General features: G+C 60.9%; 19 protein-coding genes. 12 read left to right on the top strand and 7 right to left on the bottom strand.

Annotated elements, in window-relative coordinates:
* Positions 1-38 precede the first annotated feature (38 nt).
* A complete protein-coding gene (locus tag CAG02_RS14730; RefSeq protein WP_085709706.1) occupies positions 39-1,112 on the bottom strand; it encodes an MBL fold metallo-hydrolase in 1,074 nt (357 codons plus the stop codon).
* 215 nt (positions 1,113-1,327) lie between these two features.
* On the opposite strand from CAG02_RS14730, the gene CAG02_RS14725 reads away from it, so the two are divergent.
* From CAG02_RS14725 to CAG02_RS14710, 4 genes are all read left to right on the top strand, one after another.
* The gene (locus CAG02_RS14725; RefSeq protein WP_085709705.1) at positions 1,328-1,936 is read left to right on the top strand and encodes a TetR/AcrR family transcriptional regulator; all 609 of its coding nucleotides are present in this window, start codon (positions 1,328-1,330) and stop codon (positions 1,934-1,936) included.
* A 145-nt stretch (positions 1,937-2,081) separates the two neighbouring features.
* Positions 2,082-3,134 carry a diguanylate cyclase gene (locus CAG02_RS14720; RefSeq protein ID WP_085709747.1) on the top strand — a complete coding sequence of 351 codons (1,053 nt, stop codon included), beginning with the start codon at positions 2,082-2,084 and terminating at the stop codon, positions 3,132-3,134.
* Positions 3,135-3,318: 184 nt separating this feature from the next.
* Positions 3,319-4,638 (top strand): PAS domain-containing methyl-accepting chemotaxis protein, encoded by a 1,320-nt coding sequence (locus tag CAG02_RS14715; RefSeq protein WP_085709704.1) that lies wholly within the window; start codon positions 3,319-3,321, stop codon positions 4,636-4,638.
* Between the two features lie 60 nt (positions 4,639-4,698).
* Complete coding sequence (locus CAG02_RS14710; RefSeq protein ID WP_085709703.1) at positions 4,699-5,229, top strand: DUF1003 domain-containing protein; 531 nt, start codon at positions 4,699-4,701, stop codon at positions 5,227-5,229.
* Here the strand turns inward: CAG02_RS14710 and CAG02_RS14705 are convergent, their stop codons facing one another.
* Positions 5,230-6,171, bottom strand: coding sequence for a LysR family transcriptional regulator (locus tag CAG02_RS14705; protein WP_085709702.1), 942 nt, complete (start codon positions 6,169-6,171; stop codon positions 5,230-5,232).
* A gap of 15 nt (positions 6,172-6,186) precedes the next feature.
* On the opposite strand from CAG02_RS14705, the gene CAG02_RS14700 reads away from it, so the two are divergent.
* A complete protein-coding gene (locus CAG02_RS14700) occupies positions 6,187-6,894 on the top strand; it encodes a CTP synthase (protein ID WP_085709701.1) in 708 nt (235 codons plus the stop codon).
* Complete coding sequence (locus CAG02_RS14695) at positions 6,891-7,205, top strand: antibiotic biosynthesis monooxygenase (protein ID WP_085709700.1); 315 nt, start codon at positions 6,891-6,893, stop codon at positions 7,203-7,205. The genes CAG02_RS14700 and CAG02_RS14695 overlap by 4 nt, the downstream gene beginning before the upstream one ends.
* Before the next feature lie 147 nt (positions 7,206-7,352).
* Here CAG02_RS14695 and CAG02_RS14690 read toward each other — a convergent pair whose 3' ends face one another.
* Positions 7,353-7,679 (bottom strand): DUF2025 family protein, encoded by a 327-nt coding sequence (locus tag CAG02_RS14690; protein WP_085709699.1) that lies wholly within the window; start codon positions 7,677-7,679, stop codon positions 7,353-7,355.
* Between the two features lie 215 nt (positions 7,680-7,894).
* Between CAG02_RS14690 and CAG02_RS14685 the strand changes: the two genes are divergently transcribed.
* A complete protein-coding gene (locus tag CAG02_RS14685) occupies positions 7,895-9,022 on the top strand; it encodes a glycerophosphodiester phosphodiesterase (protein WP_085709698.1) in 1,128 nt (375 codons plus the stop codon).
* The gene (locus CAG02_RS14680) at positions 9,022-9,705 is read left to right on the top strand and encodes a helix-turn-helix domain-containing protein (RefSeq protein ID WP_085709697.1); all 684 of its coding nucleotides are present in this window, start codon (positions 9,022-9,024) and stop codon (positions 9,703-9,705) included. The genes CAG02_RS14685 and CAG02_RS14680 overlap by 1 nt, the downstream gene beginning before the upstream one ends.
* Before the next feature lies 1 nt (position 9,706).
* Here CAG02_RS14680 and CAG02_RS14675 read toward each other — a convergent pair whose 3' ends face one another.
* Positions 9,707-10,585: a sterol desaturase family protein gene (locus CAG02_RS14675; protein WP_085709696.1), complete on the bottom strand. Its 879-nt coding sequence runs from the start codon at positions 10,583-10,585 to the stop codon at positions 9,707-9,709.
* Between the two features lie 153 nt (positions 10,586-10,738).
* On the opposite strand from CAG02_RS14675, the gene CAG02_RS14670 reads away from it, so the two are divergent.
* Positions 10,739-11,044 carry a PepSY domain-containing protein gene (locus CAG02_RS14670; protein WP_065259299.1) on the top strand — a complete coding sequence of 102 codons (306 nt, stop codon included), beginning with the start codon at positions 10,739-10,741 and terminating at the stop codon, positions 11,042-11,044.
* 121 nt (positions 11,045-11,165) lie between these two features.
* Here CAG02_RS14670 and CAG02_RS14665 read toward each other — a convergent pair whose 3' ends face one another.
* Positions 11,166-11,609 (bottom strand): hypothetical protein, encoded by a 444-nt coding sequence (locus CAG02_RS14665; RefSeq protein ID WP_085709695.1) that lies wholly within the window; start codon positions 11,607-11,609, stop codon positions 11,166-11,168.
* Between the two features lie 112 nt (positions 11,610-11,721).
* Positions 11,722-13,344, bottom strand: coding sequence for a methyl-accepting chemotaxis protein (locus CAG02_RS14660; protein WP_085709694.1), 1,623 nt, complete (start codon positions 13,342-13,344; stop codon positions 11,722-11,724).
* A gap of 276 nt (positions 13,345-13,620) precedes the next feature.
* Here CAG02_RS14660 and CAG02_RS14655 point away from each other — a divergent pair, with 276 nt between their 5' ends.
* Complete coding sequence (locus tag CAG02_RS14655; protein ID WP_085709746.1) at positions 13,621-14,643, top strand: transporter; 1,023 nt, start codon at positions 13,621-13,623, stop codon at positions 14,641-14,643.
* Between the two features lie 108 nt (positions 14,644-14,751).
* A complete protein-coding gene (locus CAG02_RS14650) occupies positions 14,752-16,365 on the top strand; it encodes an inorganic phosphate transporter (RefSeq protein WP_085709693.1) in 1,614 nt (537 codons plus the stop codon).
* 53 nt (positions 16,366-16,418) lie between these two features.
* On the opposite strand, the gene CAG02_RS14645 is transcribed toward CAG02_RS14650, so the two are convergent.
* Positions 16,419-17,315: a LysR family transcriptional regulator gene (locus tag CAG02_RS14645; protein WP_085709692.1), complete on the bottom strand. Its 897-nt coding sequence runs from the start codon at positions 17,313-17,315 to the stop codon at positions 16,419-16,421.
* 120 nt (positions 17,316-17,435) lie between these two features.
* Between CAG02_RS14645 and CAG02_RS14640 the strand changes: the two genes are divergently transcribed.
* Complete coding sequence (locus tag CAG02_RS14640) at positions 17,436-18,191, top strand: SDR family NAD(P)-dependent oxidoreductase (RefSeq protein ID WP_085709691.1); 756 nt, start codon at positions 17,436-17,438, stop codon at positions 18,189-18,191.
* Positions 18,192-18,218 lie beyond the last annotated feature (27 nt).

Here is an 18,218-nt window from a genome sequence, read left to right as displayed (position 1 = left end):
CGGCTGTCAGCAACAAGAACCAGTACTGGTAGGAAAACTCACCCAGCCTTGTAGCCGCTACAAGCAACGCGCCCTTTTTCTGACATCTCCTGTTCCACTTCTAGCCACCATGCGTCCCCACGCTGGGGTTGCATCAAGTTAAACGCCTCACCCATTTTCGGCGTCGTGATGGAAACACTGCGTTCCCAGGCCAAGGCAAGAATGCGATCAAAGGGTTCGTGCCAGGCATGCATTGCCAGATCGAACGTGCCGTTGTGGATTGGAAACAGCCAGCGGCCCTTGAGGTCGATGTGGGCTTGCAGGGTTTCTTCCGGTTGCATGTGCACGTGAGGCCATTCGACGTTGTAGGCGCCGGTTTCCATCAGGGTCAGGTCGAACGGGCCGAACTGTTCGCCGATGCGTTTGAAGCCGTCGAAGTAGCCGCTGTCGCCGCTGAAGAAAATCCGCGTGTCGCCGTCGATGATCACCCACGAAGCCCACAGGGTCTGGTTGCCATCAAACAGGCCACGGCCGGAGAAGTGCTGCGACGGGGTGGCGATGAAGCGGATGCCGGCGACTTCGGTGCCCTGCCACCAGTCGAACTGGCGGATCTTGCTGGCATCGATGCCCCATTTGATCAGGGTGTCGCCGACGCCCAACGGGGTTAGGAACAGGTTGACCTTGTCCGCGAGTTTCAGCACCGCTTCGTAGTCGAGGTGGTCGTAGTGGTTGTGCGACAGGATCACCGCTTCGATCGGTGGCAACTCGTCGATGCTGATCGGTGGCTGGTGGAAGCGTTTCGGGCCGGCCCATTGCACCGGTGAGGCGCGCTCGGCGAATACCGGGTCGGTGATCCAGAACTTGTCCTGCAGTTTCAGCAGCAGGGTCGAGTGACCGAGGCGATAGACGCTGTGGTTCGGCGCAGCAATCAGGTCGGCACGGGTCAGTGCCTGCACAGGAATGGCCGACGCAGGACGTGTGTTGCGCGGTTTGTGGAAGATCATGTTCCACATGATGCGCAGCATCTTGCGCACACCTTCACGCTGCACCGGCGCGTGGTTGCGGAACGTCCCTTCGGCCTGGCGCGAAGCTTCAGGTACAGGACTGACCGCGGAAGAAATTGATTTGGCCATGACTGAATGACTCCAGAAAAACCGCGCAATTCACGGTTTTCCACGGTGGGACGATAAATGGCCAAGGCACGCACGCATCAGCCGGACATCTGGTTTTAGGTTGCACCGATTAACGCAACATTACACTGATCGGTGTACTTTCTAGGTTGCATGAATCCGGATGACAAGTAAACTGCCGAGTGTAATTTCCTCCTTTTTCCTGCCGAATCGAATTTATGACAGCTCCAACACGCCTCACCGACCGCAAACGCGAAGCCATCATCCTGGCGGCCATTTCCGAATTCCGTGCCAACGGTTTCGAAGTCACCAGCATGGACAAGATCGCGGCCACCGCCGGGGTGTCGAAGCGCACGGTGTACAACCATTTTCCCAGCAAGGAAGAGCTGTTCGCCGAAATTCTCAACCAGTTGTGGGCACGGATCAGCACCGAGCAAGCCGTGTCGTACCAGCCCGACCAGCCCTTGCGTGATCAACTGCGAACGATGCTGCTGGCCAAACTGCAGATGATGGCGGACGACAATTTCATGGATCTGGCCCGAGTCGCCATCGCCGCCGCGATCCACTCGCCCGAGCGTGCGCAGAACATGGTGGCGCGCATGGGCGAACGTGAGGAAAGCGTCACCGTTTGGATCCGCGCCGCCCAGGCAGATGGCCGGTTGAAAGCGGTCGATCCGGAGTTCGCCGCGCATCAGGTGCAAGGGCTGCTCAAATCCTTCGCCTTCTGGCCACAGATTTCCATGGGCCAGCCCTCGCTCGACAGCGCCACGCAAAATGCCGTGGTCGATTCGGCACTGGACATGTTCCTGGCCTGCTACCAGCTCTAGATCACGTCTGCGCCGCGTAAATGGCTCACAAGGACACTGAATTTTCCCGCTGGAATAAATGACAATGTCTGTCATTGACCGATGAACGGTCGCTCTGAAGAATTACACTGCAAAGTGTTTCAGAATGAATCTGGCGAAGAACATCATGGAAAACCAACGCGGCAAAGGCTTGTCATTCGCCAGACGTATCTATTTGCCTCGTGCCATTGGATTGGGGATCGGTTTCTTCAGCGTCGGCGCCGCGCTGTATCCATTGAATGTGCCGGCGTGGCTCTGGGCGCTGCTGCTGTTCAACGGGTTTCTCTGGCCCCATGTCGCCTATCAATGGTCGACCCGCTCGGCTTTCCCCTACCGCGCCGAGCGCCGCAATCTGCTCTATGACTCGGTGTTCGGCGGCTTCTGGACCGCGTGTTTCCAGTTCAATCCACTGGTCACCGTGACCATTCTGTCGATGATGACCATGAACAACGTCGCCGCCGGCGGCCGACGTCTGTTCCTGCTCGGCGCCCTCGCCCAGGTGATCGGCGTGCTGCTGGGCTGGTCGCTGTTCGGGGTCAAGTTCACCCTGATGGCGACGCAGACCCAGGTCTGGGCGTGCCTGCCGATGCTCACTCTTTATCCGCTGGCGCTGGGCATGGTCTGCTATCGGCTGGCGATCAAACTCGCCGAACACAAACGCACCTTGAGTGCCCTGAGCCGCACCGACAGCCTGACCGGTCTGCTCAACCACGGTGCCTGGAAAGACCTGCTGCACCTCAAGTTCCAGCAGTGCCGCGATCACAACAGCCAGGCCACCCTCGCGCTGATCGACGTCGATCACTTCAAGGTAATCAACGACAGCTACGGACATATCGTCGGCGATGCGGTGCTCCAGCAACTCAGTCGCGAACTCAAATCCTTGCTGACTGAAAGCGAGCTGGCAGGCCGTTACGGCGGCGACGAATTCTGCGTGATCCTGCCCAACCTGCCACTGAGCAGGGCCGAAGCGCTGATGGAGCAACTGCGCCAGTCCCTGCACCAATATCGTCATCCGGATGTAGCAGAATTACGGGTCAGCCTGAGTATCGGGCTGGCACGTTTTCACCCGACCTACCCGGATGCGCTGCATTGGCTGGATGATGCCGACAAGGCGCTGTACACCGCCAAACATACGGGCCGCAACACAATCAGCGTCGCGCTGAGCCGCTCCAATGCCTGACAGGATTTGTACAACAAAGTGACACCGCACTTTCTTGTACAAGTTTAATAAGTTTGTATAAGATCGAGTCGCCAGCCTGGATGCTGGCACTTTAGTGGTCATTGCCCAATGTCGTCAGCTCGTTCGGCCGGCCAGCGCAGGAACAGGGACAACACCTCAGCCCTATTTCCGGAGCGCACCCCGTATGTTCTTCAATCGCCATCAATCCGTCATCGCTGACCTGCAACACACCATCACCGAGCAATCCGGTTTGCTCGAAGCCATTGACCGCTCCATGGCGGTGATCGAGTTCAATCTCGACGCCGTGGTCCTGCGCGCCAACGACAACTTCCTGAAGACCACGGGCTACAAGGCCGAACAGGTGATTGGTCAGTCCCACCGCCAGTTCTGCCCACCCGAATTTGCTCGCAGCAGCCAGTACACCGAGCTTTGGTCGAAGTTGAAAAACGGTCAGTTCCAGTCCGGTACTTTCGAGCGCATCGACAGCCAGGGCCGGCCGATCTGGCTTGAAGCCAGTTACAACCCGATCAAGGATGCGTCGGGCCGGGTGGTGAAAGTGGTCAAGTACGCCATGGACGTCACCGCCAAGGTACAGCAGGAAAGCGAAGCCAACGCCAAATTGCAGGCCATCGACCGGGCCATGGCGGTGATCGAGTTCGACCTCGACGGCAACATTCTTACGGCCAATCAGAATTTTCTGACGCGCATGGGCTACACCCAGGCCGAACTCAAGGGCAAACATCACCGCTTGTTCTGCCCCGCACATCTGGTCAACAGCAGCGCCTACCAGGACTTCTGGCGCCGGCTCAATCAGGGCGAGTTTTTCCACGGGCAGTTCGAGCGCATCGATAAACACGGGCGAACTGTCTGGCTGGAAGCCAATTACAACCCGGTGTACGACGCCGCCGGGCGTCTGTGCAAAGTGGTGAAATTCGCCTCGGACGTCACCGCCCGGGTCGAGCAGCACGAGCAGGATGCCCGCAGTGCCAGCGCCGCTTATCACATCTCGGTCGCCACCCGAAAAGTCGCCGAGCAAGGCACGCAAGTCATCCAGCAAGCGGCCAGCGAGATGCGCGAAATCGCCGATGACATTGCCGAGTCGTCGACCCTGATCGCCCAGCTCGGCGAGCGCTCCGAGCAGATCACCGCCATCGTCAACACCATCCGTGCGATTGCCGACCAGACCAACCTGCTGGCGCTCAACGCGGCAATCGAGGCGGCGCGGGCCGGTGAGCAAGGTCGCGGTTTTGCGGTGGTGGCCGACGAAGTACGGCAACTGGCGGCACGCACCAGCGGTTCGACGGCAGAGATTTCCAACATGATCGGCCTGATCCAGAGCGAAACCCGTCAGGCGATCAAGAGCATGGACGGCACCCGTGGCCGTGCGGCCCAAGGCGTCGAGCTGGCGGATCAGGCGGGGACGGTGATTCTGCAGATTCGCGATGGCGCCAGCGAAGCGGTGGACGCGGTGAGCATGTTTGCCAACGAGCGAGCGCCGGGATAGGCCGACACGGGCAACGCAGGGCTATAGTGATTCAACGTCCCAAGCCCTGCCGAGTCCGTCATGACCACCGAAAAAAACGAATCCCCCGCCGCACCTGTCGATCACCTGCGCTTCCACCGCCCCCACGCCCACCTCAACACAACCTTCGGCAACGACAAGTTCGCCCTGCGGGCCGAGGCGTTTGCGCGGTTCTTCGGTACGCCGACCTTTCTTGGCGCGCAAACCCTGATTGTGGTGCTGTGGGTGTGCCTGAACATGTTTGGCGTCACGACCTTCGACGTCTATCCGTTCATCCTGTTGAACCTGGCGTTCAGCCTGCAATCGGCCTATGCCGCACCGCTGATCTTGCTGGCCCAGACCCGTCAGGCCGCGCGGGACAAGGCGCAATCTGACGCCGACGCCCAGCACCGGGAAGCCCTGGCCGTCGCCAATTCCGAGCGTCAGGTCCAGGCCGCGAAGAACACCGCGCAATTGCTGGAGCTGCTGGAGCAGAACACCCGGCTCACCGAAATGACCAAGAACCTCACCGAACGCATCGAAGGCCTGACCCGCGAGTTGCACGATCACATGCGCCAGAACCCGCAGGCCTGATCACGGCAAACGCAGCGCCCGCCCGAGTTCATCGAACAACGTGACTACCGAGCGCAACGCGCGGCAGTCCGGGCGGGTCAGCAGCCAGAGCGCGGTGTCGTAACTGTGCAGCGGTTCGCTCAAGGCTTGCAGACCTTCGGTGATCAGAAAGTCCGGCAACGCCGCGACGCCTAACCCGGCACGCACCAGTTCCGTCACCGACAGCATGCTGTTGCAGCGATAGCCCGATGTCACGCCGGGCAAGTGTTGGCGGCGCCAGACCACGGTCGGATGATCGGGCAGGAAATCGTCCGGAGCGATCCAGGTCATGGCAGTCAGATCGGATGCATCGATGCTTTGCAGATAACGCTCACTGGCACAGACCCGGTAGGAAATCTTCGCCAGTTCTCGTCCGACCAGATGCTCCGGTGGTGTGCGAGTCAGGCGCAGGGCAATGTCGGCATCGCGGCGGCTGAGGTTGGCGAAATCGTTGGAGGTGCTCAGCTCGATGGTCAGCGCCGGATAGTTCGGCATGAACTGCGCCAGCGCCGGCAGCAGCAGACCTTGCAGCACCGAATCGGTACAGGTCAGACGCACCGTGCCGCTGACCACTGCGCCGCCCTGCTCCACGCCGATGCGCGCCGCTTCCAGTGCCTGCTCGGCGCGTTCGGCCTGCTCGGCCAAGGTCTGCGCAAGGCTGGTGGGCAGGTAACCGGCGCGGCTTTTTTCGAACAGTTGCTGACCGAGTGCGGCTTCCAGTCGGCGCACGGCGCGAAACACCGTCGACACATCGACCTTCAACAACTGTGAGGCCCGGGCCAGAGAGCCGCCACGCACCAGGGCAAGAATCAGCGCCAGATCCGGGAAGTCGAGTCGATAATGCGTCACTGCATTAATCACTTGGGGAAACGCCCATATTGAGTGCGTGAACGCCAATCTATAGTGAGCGTCATCCCTCAACAAGCACTGCGAGCACTCATGGAATCCAGAGCCCTGCGCATCGCCCTGATCGGTGACTACGATCCACAAGTTACCGCCCACCAAGCCATCCCCGTCGCCCTCGGCCTGGCGGCGGAACACATTCGCCGACCCGTCGATTTCGAATGGCTGGCCACCAACCGGATTCACCTCGATACACCGCTCGAAGGTTTCGACGGTTTCTGGTGCGTCCCGGCCAGTCCTTACAAAAGTGAAGCAGGCGCGCTGCGGGCCATCCGTTTTGCCCGCGAACAGCAGCGACCGTTCCTCGGCACCTGCGGCGGTTTTCAACATGCAGTGCTGGAGTTTTCCCGCAACGTATTGGGCTGGGCCGATGCCGAGCATGGTGAAACATCGCCCGACTCCACCCGCGCCGTGCTCTCGCCACTGACCTGCTCGCTGGTGGAAGCGGTAGACAGCATCCATCTGGTGCCCGGTTCGTTGATCGCCAAGGCGTACGAAACCTCCGAGATTCGTGAAGGTTATCGCTGCCGTTTTGGTGTGAATCCGCAGTTCGAACGGGAGTTGCTGACCCATGACCTGCACGCCGTGGGCCACGATTCGGCAGGCGATCTGCGCGCCATCGAACTGAAAAACCATGTGTTCTTTGTCGCGACATTGTTCCAGCCGGAACGTGCAGCGCTCAAAGGGCAACTGCCACCGCTGGTGCGGGCGTTTGTCGAAGCATGCGCGGAGCAACCTCGATGAAACCGGACACTGAGTGTTTCGCGGTGATATTCACTTCGACCCGCACCGAAGGCGACAACGGCTACGCCGAGGCGTCCGAGCGCATGATGCAATTGGTGGCCGGGCAACCGGGGTTTCTCGGCATCGATTCGATCCGGGGCGCGGACGGGGTGGGGATCACGATTTCGTACTGGGAGAGCGAGGCGGCGATTCTGGCCTGGCGCGAGCATCCGGAGCACCGGGTGATTCAGGCGCGTGGGCGGGCCGAGTGGTATTCGGCGTTTCATACGCGGGTGTGTCGGGTGGAGCGGGAGTATCGGTTCGGCAAGTGAGTAATGCGGTGTCATCACTGGCCCCTTCGTCGGATCGCCGCCCGGACCAAGCCCGCTCCCACAAGGTAGTGCGCTGTTATCAAGATCACGCCGTACTTGTGGGAGCGAGCTTGCTCGCGATGGCGGCAAATGGATCACCGAAGAACCTCAGTCCTTCACCAGACTGCGCACCGCCTCAATCTCCGGCACTTCGCGCTTGCTCATGTAAACGCGCAACGGCTCGGTGATGTTGATCCGGTCGTCGATGTGCTGATCGAGCAGCAACTGGATCAACTCGCGCTTCAACGTCATGGTCTGTTCCGTCGCGGGGGCCCAGACGAATTCGCTGGCGGGAATGATGCCGTCATCGGCCACGTCCATGCCGAACGAATCTTCGCTGAAACGCACGATGTACTGGCCGGTTTTGCGGTTGAGGCCGACAAAGCCCTTGAGGTCGTCGGCCGCCTGGCAGATGAGTTGGGATGTGATGCGCATGGTAAACCTCACAAGAGTGATCGAAGGTTCACACGCAGGGCATTGAGGCACACCCTCTGCCGGGGTGGTTGCCGTGGCCAAGCGTACTGCAAACAAACGCACAAAAGTGCGGAAATTTTCGCTTTCAGTACGTTTATGTCGGTCTTGCGATAGCACGTTTTCGTTTGAGTTGCTAAAAGGGACATCTTCGAAAATACCTGCGAAAGGACCTCGACATGCCCGCCACGTTTACCAAAAGCGCTCTGCTGCTGAGCCTGATGCTCGGCCTCGGCCAGGCCCATGCCGCCGCCCAGCCAAGCCCTGTTGCACTCGCTGCCTCCGAGGGCATTCCGCACCCGGCGGTGATCGCCCACCGTGGCGCCTCCTTCGACGCACCGGAATCCACCGCAGCCTCCTACAAACTGGCCCGGGACCTCGGCGCCGACTATCTGGAAATGGACCTGCAGCGCAGCAAGGACGGCGTGCTGTTCGCCCTGCACGACAACAATCTGCAACGCACCACCGACGTCGCCACCAAGTTCCCGGATCGCAAGGACAGCCCGGCCAACGCCTTCACCATGGCCGAACTGAAAACCCTCGATGCCGGCAGCTGGTACAACAAAGCCTACCCGGATCGCGCGCGTCCTTCCTACGTCGGCCTGCAGATTCTGACCCTGGACGAAATCATCGACATCGCCCAGGCCAACCCGCAGCACAAGCCGGGCCTGTACATCGAGACCAAGGAACCACAACTGTTCCCCGGCATCGAGCATGACCTGAAGGAAAAACTCCAGGCTCGCGGCCTGCTGATCCCGGCCGGCGCCAAACCGGCGAAAAAAGTCGCCAGCGTCGGCGAAAGCAACGGCAAGGTGATCCTGCAGACCTTCGAGAAAAACAGCCTCGAACTGCTGCAAAAGGAAATGCCGCAGGTGCCGAAGATCCTGTTGCTGTGGGTCGGCGAAGGCAGCATCGAGCCGAAATCCAAAGTGACCTTTGCCGAGTCCGGCGAGAAGGACAAGAACGTTTTCTATGGCAAGCAAGAGCCGAAATCCGAAGCTGAATTCAAGCAATGGATCGACTACGCCAAGGCTCAGGGCGCCATCGGCACCGGTCCTTCGGCCAAGCTGACCCACGGCGGCGATCAAAGCTATTCGGACCTCGTGCAGCCTTGGATGAACAAGTACACCCATGACAAGGGCATGCTGGTGCACGTCTACACCGTCGATGAGCCGGTGGACTACGAGAAAGTCATGGCTGCCGGCGTCGACGGTATCTTCACCAACCGCGCCAGCGAACTGCTGAAGTTCTACAAACGCCCGGCCGCCGCCAGTGTGGATCAGGTGTTGAAGAACAACGGTTTCTGATGCAACCGGACACCCCGTGGACAGGCCGCCTCTGGCTGGGGCACGACCATGGCCTGATCCACGGGATGTCGGGGCGCACTGCGCCCCACTCCCACTATGCGCATCAACTGATTCTTGCGCCTGACCGGCCAGTGACAGTGCTGGTCGAGGGCGAAACCGTCACCGCTTCCCGCCTGCTGATTGCCTCACAGACTCGCCATGCGATTGTCGAGGCGACGGATCCCGTGTTCACCGTGTATGCCGAACCGTTGCGGTTTGACGCCCAAGTGTTGCGCGATGCGCTGTTCGACAATGAGCTGTCGTTATCGGCACTGGATCATGCCATCAACCAATGCCCGCGACGCCCGCTGAATGACCCGCGAATCGAACGGGCTCTCGCCACTGTCGATGCCTCACTCTCGAGCAAAGTCGCCGCCAGTGCCGTGGCCGATGCTGCGCACGTGTCCATGAGTCAGTTGCAGCGGTTGTTCGTCAGTCAGGTCGGTTTGCCGGTGCGGCGACTCGTCTTGTGGCGACGATTGCGACTGGCGATGGCTTCAATAATCGCCGGCAGCCCGGTGACCGACGCCGCCCACGCCGCCGGGTTTGCCGACTCCGCTCACTTCTCCCGCAGCCTGAAAAAACTCTTCGGCGTCACCGCCCGCCAGGCGTTGCAGCACATCGAATTGCGCCTGCTGGACTGACTCAACGTCGCAAGCCGTCCGGCACTTTCGGTTCCTTGCCTAGCGTTGCCGGTTCGAACGGATCGAGCAATTGCGCCATGTAGTCACGCGGAAAATCCGGACGACTGCCGATACCCAGGTCGCCCTCGCCGATCCGGTATTGCGCCGTGTAAAAACCGGTCCCCAGCAGCCAGTCCCACAAAGTAAAGAACAGTCCGAAATTGACGTCACCGGCGCGCCCGTACTTCATGTGATGAAAGCGATGCAGCGGCGCCCAGGCAAAGATCCAGCGCAACGGGCCGACACGCATGTCCACATTCGAATGCTGCAGCAACAGCTGGATAGCAATGGCGAACGCCAGCAACACCGCCACTTCGGACGGAATGCCCAACACCAGCAACGGCAACAACCCCGCCGTCGCTTCCAGCAATTGATGCAGTGGATGTTTCATCAAACCGTTGAACCCGTAGAGCCGCTCGACGCTGTGATGAATCGCGTGCAACCGCCACATCCACGGCACCCGGTGGCTGGCGTAATGCATCAGGCTCACGCCCGCATCAGCAATGAAAATCGCCAGACCGACTTGCAGCCACAGTGGCCAGTTCGACGGCCAAGCACCGTCAATCGCCAGCAGCGTCACCAGCCCCGGCAATGCCAACAGGCCGATGGCGTTCAGCGCTTCGTTGACCAGCGCGTGCAGCATGTCGCGGCGACGATCACCGGCCGGGCGATTCCAGTTCACTTCATACGGCAGCACCCATTCGGCGGCGAACGACACCGCCAATGCCACAACAAACAGCGGCATCAACCACAGCAGCGAATGCCCCGCCAACCCTATTCCGCCTCCAATGAATCCAAGCCAGAACAACGGCGCGTACCACCACGAAAAAATGCGTTTCATGTCCACCTCCCTCAATCGAAGGCCGAGCATGAAAGTTGCCCGCGAACGGCGATTGAACAAACGACGCAAACACCTGCGGCGCTTTTTAAGGGTGAATTAAGTTGTGGTGACTAACCTGAACTCACTTGAACGAATCACCCAAAGGAATAACCGATGAAAACCCTGACTGCCTTGTTTACCGCTGCTGCCCTGACCCTCACCGCTGGCCTGGCCCAGGCTGACGTTCGTGTCGATCAGATCCCTGAGCTGGTCAAATCCGGCAAGATCAAGCCACTGGAAGAGCTGAACAAGATTGCCCTGGCCCTGCACCCGGGCGCGACCATCGTCGACACCGACCTGGACAACCATTTCAACGGCTATGAGTACGAAGTCGAGTTGCGTACTGCCGATGGCAAGGAATGGGACGTTGATCTGGACGCGGCCACCGGCAAGGTTCTGAGCAACAAGCAGGATCACTGATAACCCCGGCACTACCCTGTGGGAGCGAGCTTGCTCGCGATAGCGGTGCACCAGTCAACATTGAGTTGTCTGACGAACGCCATCGCGAGCAAGCTCGCTCCCACATTGCTTTACGGTGAGCTTAAGCGGTGGTGCTGACCAGCGAACCGGAAGTACCGCTGTCAGACTCCTGCAACGCCGCCAACAACGCCGCCGTAGCCGTCTGCAACGAAGCCGACGTCGTCGCGATCTGCGATTGCGCAGCCGCAACATCCGCAGCCTTGGCATCCTGACTTTCCTGCTTGGCCTGAGCCGCTTGCAGCGCCTGTTGCTGTTCCTGCAATTGCTTTTGCAGTTCGGCGATCTGCTTGCGCAGTTCTTTCACGGTATCCGATTCATCATTGCTGGAGCTGCTGTCACCCGACGGCGTCGCACCACCGCCCGCCGCAACTTTGCTGGTGTCAGCTTTCACCCCGGTGCTGGCCGCCGCTGTGGTCGAGGTGTCGTCGCCCGTGTCGGCAATCGATGTTTTGCTGGTAGGTGTGGTGACGGTTTGATTGATCGAAACAGACGTGATGCTGACCATGGAAAATCTCCAATGACGGTTATAGATAACCGGCCATCGGCGATGCACACATGAATTTGAGATCGACTGTGTACCGACTCGGTAACCGGGCCGGTACACAGTCGCTGGCGGGTCAGACGCTCAGGCGAGCGGTGACGTCGTTGAGTTGCCCGGACAGGCCGTGCAGGTTCTGGCTGGCGCTTTCAGTGCGCTGCACGTTGTCGAGGTTGGTGCTGGCGATCGAAGTGATCTCGGTCAGGTTGCGCGAGATGTCTTCGGCCACCGAAGTCTGCTCTTCGGCCGCCGTGGCGATCTGACGGTTCATGTCGCGGATCGCTTCCACCGCATGGGTGATGCGCTCGAGCATGGCGCCGGCCTGGGTCACTTGCTCGACGCTTTCGTCGCTGCGGGTCTGGCCGCTGTCGATGGCGTGGGCCGCATCCACCGCGCCGGTCTGCACGCTCTGGATGATCTGGTTGATCTCGATGATCGACTCCGCCGTGCGCTGCGCGAGGTTGCGCACTTCGTCGGCCACCACCGCAAAACCACGCCCCGCTTCACCGGCACGAGCCGCTTCGATGGCGGCGTTGAGCGCCAGCAGGTTGGTCTGCTCGGCGATGCCGCGAATCACTTCCAGCACCTTGCCGATGCGCCCGCTATCGGCTTCCAGACGACGGATCACCGTGGCGGTGTTGGCAATTTCACCGCGCATCTGGGTGATGCTGTGGATGGTGCTCTGCATGACCTTCTCACCCTGCTGGGCGGACTGGTCGGCATCGTCGGCAGCACGCGCCGCATCGGCCGCATGACGGGCGACTTCCTGGGCAGTGGCGGACATTTCGTTCATCGCCGTGGCCACCTGATCGGTGCGGTTGAACTGCTCGTTGGTGCCGCCGGCCATCACGGTGGCGATGGCGTTCAACTCGCCGCTCGCGCTGTCCAGATCCTTGGCGCTGCGCTGCAGATGGTTGAAGGTTTCGGCGAGGAAATCGCGCAGGGTGTTGGCCGCAGCAGCCAGATTGCCCAGTTCGTCCTGACGGTCGCTGGCCACACGCTCGACCAGCCGCCCCTTGCTCAACTGGGTGACGTAGTCGATGAGTTTGCGGATCGGCTCGACCAGGTTGCGGTTGACCAGCCACAGGCTCAGCAGACCAATCAACAGACCGGACGCGAGCATCACCAGAATCCCCAGCATCACGGTGCGATCAGCGCTGGCGCTGATCAGTGCCGACTGTTCGGTGCCCTGCTTGCGCAGCTCGGCCACCAGCTCGCTCATCTGGTCGCTGGCGGCGCGGTCAACGCCTTTGACCGCCACGTCGCCAGCGGTCGGATCGGCACCGGCGGCTACGTAGGCATCGCGACCTTTCTGGTACGCGGCGCCAAGCAGGCGATGTTCTTCACGCAGACGTTCGATGCGGGTTTTCAGCGAAGGCTCGAGGCCTTTCTGGTTGGCCAGTTCACCGAGGATGTTCTGCACATCGCGCTGACGGTCTTCGAACTGGCCCCAGTATTTGGCCAGGTCCGCCGGTTGCTTGCCGCGCAGCAGAACGTTTTTCCACTCCTGCACCTGCACCTTGAATTGCAGGTTGGCTTCGTCGATCAGTTGCGAGGTGTGCAAGGGACCGGCGATCAACTGGCTGTAGCTTTGCACGCCGTTGGACAGGAAATGAAAGCAGGCCAGCGCGATCAACAGCATCGCCAACAGGCTGCCGCTCAGCAGGGCGAGAATTTGCGCTCTCAGGGATTTTTGCAGCATCGCAGGTACTCATGACAGGGATGAGGCACGTCCGGTAAGACGTGAATTGTGGCCGGACATCCGTGTCGGCGAACCTTGGCTCTTGGCCGAAGGCGCGCAACCTAACTCATGCGTGATCGGCGTGCCAGAGCACTTCTTGAGAAAATTCCGACCGCCGGTAAGGCATTGATTTTGACGTCATTTCACCGTCACCAAAACGTCACATTGCATTGCAATGATGCGGCTCAGGTGAATCTGCAAATCCCGCAACAGACGCCTTTCTTGCAGCGAGACTTCATGAACCACAGCCTCGATATCAGCCATCGCGATCCTGATCTGTTTGGCCTGCTTTACGGCTTCCGTTTTCGCCCGGGCGAGCGCGGGCGCGAAGTGGATTCGGCGACCGCCCTGCGCTGTCTGCAGGACGACAGCGACAGCGACGAATTCCTCTGGCTGCACCTGAACCTGGCCCACGCCGCGTGCGAGCGCTGGATGAAAAGTCATCTGCAATTGCCCCAGGAGTTTTTCGAGGCGCTGCATGAAGGTTCGCGTTCGACCCGCATCGAGCATGTCGATTCGGCGTTGCTGGCGGTGGTCAACGACGTGGTGTTCAACCTCAGCAGCATGGTGTCGTCGGACGTGTCGACGCTGTGGGTCTGCGTGCGCAGCAAACTGATCGTCAGTGCGCGTCTGCAACCGTTGCACTCGGTGGACAAGTTGCGTTCATCGGTGAAGGCCGGCGAGTGCTTTCGCTCGCCGTCGGAACTGCTCGTGCACTTGCTGCGCGACCAGGGCGAAGTGCTGACGCAGATCGTGCGCAAGACCAGCATGAGCGTCGATCAGGTCGAGGACGAACTGCTCTCCTCGCGGCTCTCGACCAACCGCGCCGAACTCGGCGCCAACCGTCGGGTGCTGGTGCGTCTGCAACGGCTGCTGGCGTTGGAGCCGGGTTCGCTGCTGCGCCTGCTCAACCGACCGCCATCGTGGCTGCAAAAGGAAGACGTCAAGGAGCTGCGCAAGTCCACCGAGGAGTTCGCGCTAATCATCAACGACCTCACGGCCCTCGGCGAGCGGATCAAGCTGTTGCAGGAAGAGATCGCCGCCAACCTCAACGAGCAGAGCAACCGCACGCTGTTCACCCTGACCGTGGTCACGGTGCTGGCGCTGCCGATCAACATCATTGCCGGTTTCTTTGGCATGAACGTCGGCGGCGTGCCGCTGGCCACCGATCCGGAAGGGTTCTGGATTCTGGTGGCGCTGGTGGCCACGTTCACCGTGATTGCCGGGCGCTGGGCGTTTCGCAAGCGCGGGGATTATTAGGACCGGCGGCGCAGCTAATCCACCGAACACTGATCTGCCGCAGTCTCTCTGTAATATTTAGCAACGATCATGGGCGACACTCCTTCCCTCGCTCAGGATTGTCCTCCCATGGCTACTCCCTCCCTGACCGCCAGCCCGGCCCCCGCTTCCAGCGGCAGGCCGGCGCTCGACAAAAAAACCGGCCTCTTCACTTACGTGGTGTTCTTCGCCGTGCTGGCCATGGGGATGCTGTTCACCGCCTACAGCCTGATGCACGACATGCACGAACTCGGCACGGTGGTCACCACCTGGACGCCGTTCCTGCTGCTCGGCGTGGCGCTGCTGATTGCGCTGGGCTTCGAGTTCGTCAACGGTTTCCACGACACCGCCAACGCCGTGGCCACGGTGATCTACACCCACTCGCTGCCGCCGAATGTCGCCGTGGTCTGGTCGGGTTTCTTCAACTTCCTCGGCGTGTTGCTTTCGAGCGGCGCGGTGGCGTTCGGCATCATCGCGCTGCTACCAGTGGAGCTGATTCTGCAGGTCGGCTCGTCCGCCGGTTTCGCGATGATCTTCGCCCTGCTGATCGCCGCGATCCTGTGGAACCTCGGCACCTGGTGGCTGGGCTTGCCGGCCTCGTCGTCGCACACGCTGATCGGTTCGATCATCGGCGTCGGCGTGGCCAATGCCCTGATGCACGGCCGTGACGGCACCAGCGGTGTGGACTGGGCCCAGGCCACCAAGATCGGTTACGCGCTGCTGTTGTCGCCGCTGGTGGGTTTCGGTTGCGCGGCGCTGTTGCTGCTGGCGTTGCGTGCGTTCGTGAAGAACCGTTCGCTGTACAAGGCACCGGAAGGCAACACCCCGCCGCCATGGTGGATTCGTGGTCTGCTGATCGCCACCTGCACCGGCGTGTCCTTCGCCCACGGTTCCAACGACGGCCAGAAAGGCATGGGTCTGATCATGCTGATTCTGGTCGGCACCTTGCCGATGGCTTACGCCCTGAACCGCACCATGCCTGCCGATCAAACGTTGCAGTTCGCGGCGGTGGCCGAAGTCACCCAGCAGGCGCTGGTGAAAAGCGCCCCGCTGCCGGCCCCGGCCGATCCGCGTCCGGTGCTTTCGGATTACGTACGCAGCAAGGAAGCCACGCCACAACTGATCCCGGCCCTCGCCGCGCTGACCGGGCACATCGGTGAAGAGGTGAAAGGCTACGGTTCGCTGTCAAAAGTCCCGGCCGAAGCCATGGGCAACGTGCGTAACGACATGTACCTGGCCAGCGAAACCATTCGCCTGATGGACAAGAACAAGGTCGGCACCTTCGACGCCGACACCACCGGCAAACTGCAATTGTTCAAGCAACAGATCGACAACGCCACGCGGTTCATTCCGCTGTGGGTGAAGATCGCCGTGGCGATTGCGTTGGGGCTGGGCACCATGGTCGGCTGGAAGCGGATCGTGGTCACGGTCGGCGAGAAGATCGGCAAGACCCACCTGACCTACGCCCAGGGCGCATCGGCGGAAACCGTGGCGATGCTGACCATCGGCGCCGCCGACATGTTCGGCCTGCCGGTGTCGACCACTCATGTGTTGTCTTCGGGCGTGGCCGGGACCATGGTCGCCAACGGTGGCGGCCTGCAGATGAAGACCATCCGCAATCTGCTGATGGCGTGGGTGCTGACGTTGCCGGCGGCGATTCTGCTGTCGGGCAGCCTGTATTGGCTGTTTACCCAGATCTTCTGATCGACCCGAATCCCTGTGAGAGCCTTTGCTCCCACAGGGATTTTCGGCAGGAATCAGAGCGTCGAACGAATCAACTCCCCCAGCCAGTCCATGAACACCCGCACCCGCAACGGCAGATGCCGCTGCCTCGCGTACAGCAGTGAAATGCCCATCGCCGGCGCGGTGTATTGCGGCAGCACCGTCACCACCTCTCCGGTGTCCAGGTAGGTATTCATCCCGGTACGCGGCACCTGGATCAGACCGAATCCCCCAAGACACGCCGACTCGTAGGCATCGGTGCTGTTGACCGTCACGCTGCCGGCCATCGGCACGCGATGGACCTGCCCGTCCTGCTCGTAGACAAACCCTTCCGATCGCGAACCCAGCACTCCGACGTAATGCACCAGCCGATGCTGCGCCAGATCTTCCAGTGTCTGCGGCACGCCGTAGCGCTCAAGATACGCAGGGCTGGCGCAGTTGATCATGCTGAAATCCCCCAGATGCCGTGCGACCACCGATTGGTCGGGCTGCGCACCGATGCGCACCACGCAATCGAAGCCTTCGGCGAGCAGGTCGACCCGGCGATCGGTGCTGCTGATTTCCAGCTCCAGGTTCGGATGCCGGGCCATGAACTCCGGCAGCTTCGGCATGATCAGCCGCCGCGACAGAATGTTCGGCATGTCGACCCGAATCCGCCCGGTCAGCGACGCTTCGTCCTGACGGAACAGGTTCTCGATTTCGTCCATGTGCGACAGCAGATCCTTGCTGCGCTCATACAGCGCGAGGCCGTCCTGAGTCGCCTGCACCCGGCGCGTGGTGCGTTGCAGCAGACGCGTGCCGAGCAGGGTTTCCAGTGCTTGCACCTGCTCGGACACCGTCGAGCGCGGCAGCCCGAGACTCTCCCCCGCCATCGTGAAACTCGACAGTTCGCTGACCCGAACGAAGGTGCGCAGCAATTCCAGTTTGTTCATGGGCCACCTGTTGATTGTTCGGTATGACCGACCAGTGATTCCGGTTTCAGTCTGTTTATCACCCCATGGCGGATAAATAAACTTTGCTGCATCAACCGTCACTGCTCTCGAGGAAATCCCATGAACCGCAAAATCGCATTGATCACCGGTGCCAGCCGTGGCCTCGGCAAGAACGCCGCCCTGCACCTCGCCGCCCAAGGCGTGGACATCATCGGCACCTACAACAGCCGCGCCGATGAAGCACAATCGCTGGTCGAGGAACTGAAAACACTCGGCGCCAACGCCGTGATGCTGCAACTGGACGTCGGTCGCAGCGAAGGTTTTGCCGATTTCGCCGTGCGGGTCGAACAAGCGCTGCAACAGCTCGGACAGCCGCGCTTCGATTTTCTGATCAACAACGCCGGGATTGGTGTACATGCCTCCTTCGCCGACACCACGCCGGAGCAGTTCGACCTGCTGATGAATGTGCAGTTGAAAGGGCCGTTTTTCCTGACCCAACAGCTGCTGCCGCTGATCAACGATGGCGGGCGGATCATCAACATCTCCAGCGGTCTGGCCCGCTTCACCCTGCCGGGTTACGCCGCCTACGCGGCGATGAAAGGCGCGATGGAAGTGCTGACCCGTTATCAGGCCAAGGAACTGGGTGCGCGGCAGATCGCCGTGAATATCCTGGCACCCGGCGCCATCGAAACCGACTTCGGCGGCGGCGCGGTGCGCGACAATTCGGCGCTGAATGCGATGGTCGCCAGCAACACCGCGCTGGGCCGTGCCGGGCAGCCGGATGACATTGGCGGTGCACTGGCGCTGCTGCTATCGCCGGGGGCGCAGTGGATCAACGGTCAGCGGATTGAAGCGTCGGGCGGGATGTTCCTGTAAGCCCGAACAAAGTCCGGACAAAAAAAA

It is taken from the genome of Pseudomonas sp. R43(2017), assembly GCF_002112345.1.
GTDB classification, from domain to species: domain Bacteria; phylum Pseudomonadota; class Gammaproteobacteria; order Pseudomonadales; family Pseudomonadaceae; genus Aquipseudomonas; species Aquipseudomonas kribbensis.
Note: the sequence above shows the minus strand (reverse complement) of the source record. Positions and strands in the feature narration are given on the sequence as shown.

Excerpts from the sequence above, each read along its gene's own strand:
- CAG02_RS14730 (WP_085709706.1), bottom strand. The coding sequence starts at position 1,112 with ATGGCCAAATCAATTTCTTCCGCGGTCAGTCCTGTACCTGAAGCTTCG.
- CAG02_RS14725 (WP_085709705.1), top strand. The coding sequence starts at position 1,328 with ATGACAGCTCCAACACGCCTCACCGACCGCAAACGCGAAGCCATCATC.
- CAG02_RS14720 (WP_085709747.1), top strand. The coding sequence starts at position 2,082 with ATGGAAAACCAACGCGGCAAAGGCTTGTCATTCGCCAGACGTATCTAT.
- CAG02_RS14715 (WP_085709704.1), top strand. The coding sequence starts at position 3,319 with ATGTTCTTCAATCGCCATCAATCCGTCATCGCTGACCTGCAACACACC.
- CAG02_RS14710 (WP_085709703.1), top strand. The coding sequence starts at position 4,699 with ATGACCACCGAAAAAAACGAATCCCCCGCCGCACCTGTCGATCACCTG.
- CAG02_RS14700 (WP_085709701.1), top strand. The coding sequence starts at position 6,187 with ATGGAATCCAGAGCCCTGCGCATCGCCCTGATCGGTGACTACGATCCA.
- CAG02_RS14695 (WP_085709700.1), top strand. The coding sequence starts at position 6,891 with ATGAAACCGGACACTGAGTGTTTCGCGGTGATATTCACTTCGACCCGC.
- CAG02_RS14690 (WP_085709699.1), bottom strand. The coding sequence starts at position 7,679 with ATGCGCATCACATCCCAACTCATCTGCCAGGCGGCCGACGACCTCAAG.
- CAG02_RS14685 (WP_085709698.1), top strand. The coding sequence starts at position 7,895 with ATGCCCGCCACGTTTACCAAAAGCGCTCTGCTGCTGAGCCTGATGCTC.
- CAG02_RS14680 (WP_085709697.1), top strand. The coding sequence starts at position 9,022 with ATGCAACCGGACACCCCGTGGACAGGCCGCCTCTGGCTGGGGCACGAC.
- CAG02_RS14675 (WP_085709696.1), bottom strand. The coding sequence starts at position 10,585 with ATGAAACGCATTTTTTCGTGGTGGTACGCGCCGTTGTTCTGGCTTGGA.
- CAG02_RS14670 (WP_065259299.1), top strand. The coding sequence starts at position 10,739 with ATGAAAACCCTGACTGCCTTGTTTACCGCTGCTGCCCTGACCCTCACC.
- CAG02_RS14665 (WP_085709695.1), bottom strand. The coding sequence starts at position 11,609 with ATGGTCAGCATCACGTCTGTTTCGATCAATCAAACCGTCACCACACCT.
- CAG02_RS14660 (WP_085709694.1), bottom strand. The coding sequence starts at position 13,344 with ATGCTGCAAAAATCCCTGAGAGCGCAAATTCTCGCCCTGCTGAGCGGC.
- CAG02_RS14655 (WP_085709746.1), top strand. The coding sequence starts at position 13,621 with ATGAACCACAGCCTCGATATCAGCCATCGCGATCCTGATCTGTTTGGC.
- CAG02_RS14650 (WP_085709693.1), top strand. The coding sequence starts at position 14,752 with ATGGCTACTCCCTCCCTGACCGCCAGCCCGGCCCCCGCTTCCAGCGGC.
- CAG02_RS14645 (WP_085709692.1), bottom strand. The coding sequence starts at position 17,315 with ATGAACAAACTGGAATTGCTGCGCACCTTCGTTCGGGTCAGCGAACTG.
- CAG02_RS14640 (WP_085709691.1), top strand. The coding sequence starts at position 17,436 with ATGAACCGCAAAATCGCATTGATCACCGGTGCCAGCCGTGGCCTCGGC.